The 4,195-nt window shown below is 74.0% G+C and carries 3 protein-coding genes and 1 pseudogene; 3 read left to right on the top strand and 1 reads right to left on the bottom strand.

Annotated features, from left to right (window positions below; all coding sequences use genetic code 11):
* Positions 1 to 130 precede the first annotated feature (130 nt).
* Positions 131 to 703 (bottom strand): cob(I)yrinic acid a,c-diamide adenosyltransferase, encoded by a 573-nt coding sequence (locus BJP40_RS04135; RefSeq protein ID WP_071278660.1) that lies wholly within the window; start codon positions 701 to 703, stop codon positions 131 to 133.
* 241 nt (positions 704 to 944) lie between these two features.
* Here BJP40_RS04135 and BJP40_RS04130 point away from each other — a divergent pair, with 241 nt between their 5' ends.
* The 3 genes and pseudogenes from BJP40_RS04130 to BJP40_RS04120 form a co-directional block, all read left to right on the top strand.
* Positions 945 to 1,793: a 3-hydroxyacyl-CoA dehydrogenase family protein gene (locus BJP40_RS04130; RefSeq protein ID WP_071278658.1), complete on the top strand. Its 849-nt coding sequence runs from the start codon at positions 945 to 947 to the stop codon at positions 1,791 to 1,793.
* A 166-nt stretch (positions 1,794 to 1,959) separates the two neighbouring features.
* Entirely contained in the window at positions 1,960 to 2,283 is a 324-nt protein-coding gene (locus BJP40_RS04125; RefSeq protein ID WP_071267908.1) for an STAS domain-containing protein, read from the top strand.
* A 300-nt stretch (positions 2,284 to 2,583) separates the two neighbouring features.
* Positions 2,584 to 4,195 (top strand): annotated as a pseudogene (locus BJP40_RS04120) (ATP-binding protein); the annotation flags it as partial.

Below are 4,195 nucleotides of genomic sequence, written 5' to 3'. Positions count from 1 at the left end.
CCGCGGTCCCGGCGCGCGCCCCGCGCCCCGCCGACGCCGCGGGCGGGACGCCGGCGCGGGCCGCCGACCGGGGCCGTGCGGGCGGCTGAGCCGAGCCCGGAGTCGCGGGGAGCCGGGCTGGGCGCGGTGCTCAGCGCTCCCCGCCGGGGACCCACAGCACGTCCCCCAGCTCCTTGTTGGCGACGCGCGCCAGGATGAACAGCAGGTCCGACAGGCGGTTCAGGTACGTGGCGGTCAGCGGGTTCATCGTCTCGCCGTGCACCTCCATCGCCGCCCACGTGGAGCGCTCGGCACGGCGCACCACCGTGCACGCCTGGTGCAGGAGCGCCGCGCCCGCGGTGCCGCCCGGGAGGATGAAGGAGCGGAGCTTCTCCAGGCTCTCCAGGAAGTGGTCGCAGTCGGCCTCCAGCTTGTCGACGTACGCCTGCTCGACCCGCAGCGGCGGGTACTCCGGGTCCTCGACGACCGGGGTCGACAGGTCGGCACCCACGTCGAACAGGTCGTTCTGGACACGGGTGAGGACCTTGACGACCTCCTCGGGCAGGCCGCCCAGGGCGATGGCCGCGCCGATGACGGCGTTGGCCTCGTTGGCATCGGCGTACGCGGCGATCCGCAGGTCCGTCTTCGCCGTGCGGCTCATGTCGCCCAGCGCGGTGGTGCCCTTGTCGCCGGTACGGGTGTAGATGCGCGTCAGATTGACCATGCCGCCAGCGTAGTGAGGCGGGCGACCCGCCGGACACGCGCCGGGCCTCACCCGGCGCTCCGGAACGGTGTGATGTCCGTCATGTGAAACAGTTCCCCGGGGCGCAAAGGCCCCCGTCGAGGGGGCGCGGCCGGGTGGCGGGCGCGCGTGACGCGCATCTCTTCAGCGCCACAGCGGGGCTTCCTGGCAGTAACCTCCCGCCGGAGAAGACAAAAGTGAACGCGTGTTAAGGGGAGAGAACGTGGCCAGGAAGCTCGCCGTCATCGGCGCCGGACTCATGGGTTCCGGTATCGCTCAGGTGTCCGCCCAGGCCGGCTGGGAGGTCGTCCTCCGCGACGTCACCGACGCCGCCCTGACCCGCGGCACGGACGGCATCAAGGCGTCCTACGACAAGTTCGTCTCCAAGGGGAAGCTCGACGCGGCCGACGCGGAGGCCGCCCTGGCCCGCATCACGCCGACGACCGACCTGGACGCCGCCGCCGACGCGGACATCGTGGTCGAGGCCGTGTTCGAGAAGCTGGAGGTCAAGCACGAGATCTTCCGCGCCCTCGACAAGCTCGTACGGGACGACGCGGTCCTCGCCTCCAACACCTCCGCCATCCCGATCACCAAGATCGCCGCGGTGACGGAGCGCCCCGAGCGGGTCGTCGGCGCGCACTTCTTCTCGCCCGTCCCGATGATGCAGCTGTGCGAGCTCGTCCGCGGCTACAAGACCAGCGACGAGACCCTCGCCACCGCCCGGGAGTTCGCCGAGTCCGTCGGCAAGACCTGCATCGTCGTCAACCGGGACGTGGCCGGCTTCGTGACGACCCGGCTCATCTCCGCGCTCGTCGTCGAGGCCGCCAAGCTCTACGAGTCGGGCGTCGCCTCCGCCGAGGACATCGACATCGCCTGCAAGCTGGGCTTCGGCCACGCGATGGGTCCGCTGGCCACCGCCGACCTCACCGGCGTCGACATCCTGCTGCACGCCACCGGCAACATCTACACCGAGTCGCAGGACGAGAAGTTCGCGCCGCCGGAGCTGATGCGCCGGATGGTGGACGCGGGTGACATCGGCCGCAAGAGCGGGCAGGGCTTCTACACGTACTGAGGCGCGCCCGCCAGCCCGCCGTCACCCCGTGGAGTGAATCAGGTATCGGTTCGCTTACAACGCGCAACTGCCCCGCCCATGCGGCAGTCAGTTGTTGAAACGGTGGAACCTGACGGGCACCCACGCACGTATCCGCACGCACGCACCGCACTCTCGGGGAGCGCATATGCACATCAGGGGCGACCACGCCGAGCTGGTCATCGGGGGCCGCCTCGATGTCCGCAGCGCGGCGGACGCCCGAACGGTCCTGCACTCGGCCGTCGACGACGGAGCCGGCGACCTCGTGCTCGACCTCACCGGCCTCGACTCCTGGGACGCCACCGGACTCGGCGTCATCATGGGCGCCCACCGCCGCGCCGGCCGCTGCGGCCGCCGGCTGGTGCTGCGGGGCGTGCCGCCCCAGATGCAGCGCCTCCTCGTGGCCACCCGGCTGCACCGCATCCTCGCCATCGAGGGCGGCCTCGCCGCCGAATCGCTGCCCCGGGTCTGAGCCGGACCGTGTGCACGGCGGCACGGTCCGGTGCCGCGAAGAGCGGCGCCGGACCTGTCCGCATATGCCTGGACGGTGTCGGCGCACGGCCACCGGGGTGCCCAATCCCCCCGAGACCACCACGTCTTGGGCGGCCGGCACCCCGGCTGTTCCGGGACGCCCGGCGAACGTCTAGGGTTTCGCACGTCTGCCCATCGACCGACGTACCCACACGGCGGGCACCGGACCAGAAGCGACACCGCGCGTGCACCACGGCCGGGAGGGGCTTCGCCGCACGACGCTTTTGGGGGGCAACCACCAGTGGACCCGATGAACCGGCGGCCGGACGAGCACGGCCGCCGCACCACCGACGACGGCGCCACCGACACCGGCGCCGAGGCCTCCCGCGCCCGCGCCTCCCGCGACGACCTGCCCCCGCTCACCGCAGGCGGCAGTCCCGCACCCGCGCGGACCGCCCAGCTCGTCTCCGGCGACTTCCTCCTCACCGTCAACCCCGTCGACGGCAGCGAGATCGAGCCGTGCCCGCCCGGCCGCCAGCCCGGCACCCCCGGTCGGCGCACCGCCGAACAGCGCGCCGACCGCGACCGCGCCGCCCTGCCGCCCGCCCCCGCGGGCCCCGCCGCCCCCGACCTGCCGCTGCTGGAGCGCGACGAGCAGCACGACCGCCTCGTGCGCCTCCTCACCCGCGGCCGCTCGGTCCGCCTCACCGGCCCGCACGGCGCCGGCCGCAGCCGGCTCCTCGACGCGGTCGCCGCGGACTGCACCGGCCTCGCACCCGACGGCGTCATACGCCTGTCCGGCCACCGCAGGACCCCGACCGAGCTGCTGTACGAGCTGTTCGCAGCCGTCCACCACGCACCCGACCACCGCCCCGACCGCGCCGGTCTGCTCGCCCTGGTCCGAGACATCGGCGCCGTCGTCCTCGTCGACGACCTGGAGTTCGGCGGCGCCGCCCTCGACGAGCTGCTCGACGCCGCCCCCGAGTGCGCGTTCCTCCTCGCCGCCACGCCCGCCACCCCGGCCCCCTCGTCCGGCGCCGACATAGAAGAGGTCTTCCTCACCGGCCTCGACCGCACCGCCACCCTCGAACTCCTCGAACACGCCGTCGGCCGGGACCTCACCGACGAAGAGGCCAACTGGGCCGGCGACCTGTGGTTCGAGTCCGAGGGCCTGCCCCTGCGCTTCGTCCAGGCCGCCGCGCTCCTGCGGCAGCGCGACGCCCAGCACGAAGCGCTCTCCTCCGCCCCCGACGGCGAGGACACCGAAGAGGACGACGACGAGGACACCGACGCCAGCGTCTTCGCCGACGACCGCGTGACGCCCCTGCCGGGCCTCGGCGAAGCGGCCGCCCCTGCGGCGCTGCTGGCGTCACGGCTCTCCGAAGCCGCCCGCGAGACCCTGCGGTTCGCGGTGGCGCTCGGCGGGGAGGTCCCCCACCAGGCCCACCTGCCCGCCCTGGTCGGCGACACCCACGCCGACGCCGCCGTCGGCGAACTCCTCGACTGCGGGCTGCTCACCCCCGTCGGCCCCCGCTACCGGCTCGCCGCCGGCATCGCCGAGCAGCTCACCGAACGAGGCTACGCCGACGGCGCACTGGCCCGCGCGCACACCGCCGCCCAGCACTACTCCTGGTGGGCCGGCCACCCCTCGGTCGCACCGGAAAGGGTGGCCGCCCAGGCCGACGCCCTGCTCGCCGCACTCACGGCGCTCGCCGCCGGCCAGGAGGCCGGGCACGCCAGTGCGGCCGTCCTGCTCGCCCGCAGCGCCGCCCCCGCCTTCTCCGCCGGGCTCCACTGGGGTGCCTGGGAGCGCGCGCTGCGCGGCGGGCAGAGCGCCGCCCGAGCCGCGGGCGAGGTCGCGGAGGAGGCGTACTTCCACCACGAGCTCGGCGTCCTCGCGCTGTGCGCCGGCA

Source organism: Streptomyces sp. CC53 (genome assembly GCF_001865245.1).
Taxonomy (GTDB): Bacteria; Actinomycetota; Actinomycetes; order Streptomycetales; family Streptomycetaceae; genus Streptomyces.
Note: the sequence above shows the minus strand (reverse complement) of the source record. Positions and strands in the feature narration are given on the sequence as shown.